This window comes from Enterococcus cecorum, from assembly GCF_052119425.1.
GTDB lineage: Bacteria > Bacillota > Bacilli > Lactobacillales > Enterococcaceae > Enterococcus_E > Enterococcus_E cecorum_C.
In genome coordinates, this window is the sequence record NZ_JBQKFH010000107.1 from 1 (window position 1) to 496 (window position 496).

Here is a 496-nt window from a genome sequence, read left to right on the forward strand (position 1 = left end):
CCGCTTATCCTTATGTCATTAAAGAAGTATTGCCCAATGCATCAATTGTCATTGATCGTTTCCATATTATCCAACAACTCACTCGAGCGTTGAATAAAAAAAGAATTCAAGTGATGAAAGCATTGCGCTATAAAAATCAACGTGCTTACAATAAATTCAAACGCTATTGGAAGCTGCTTTTAATGCCTGAAGATCACTTAAACTTTGAAAAATATGTACAATATCCCTTATTCGATCGAAGATATGTAACACAGACTGAGGTGGTGGATACGTTACTTAGTTTTGATGATGCATTCAGACAGTGTTACCAGATTTATCAAGAGCTACTTGCTTGTTTTCATCAAAAGCAGCTAGACGAATTCTTCCATATTCTTCACACGCTACCTGAAGACTTAGATATAGCCTTTAAAAAATCACTAAAATATTTAATCAAACATACACACGCTATAAAAAATGCGCTACAATCCCCTTACTCCAACGGAAAATTAGAAGGGAA

Annotated in this window: 1 protein-coding gene; it reads left to right on the forward strand. The window is 34.9% G+C overall.

Annotated features, from left to right (window positions below):
• The coding region (locus ACTQZM_RS12020; protein ID WP_441653897.1) for a transposase at nucleotides 1-496 on the forward strand (496 nt) is incomplete at both ends.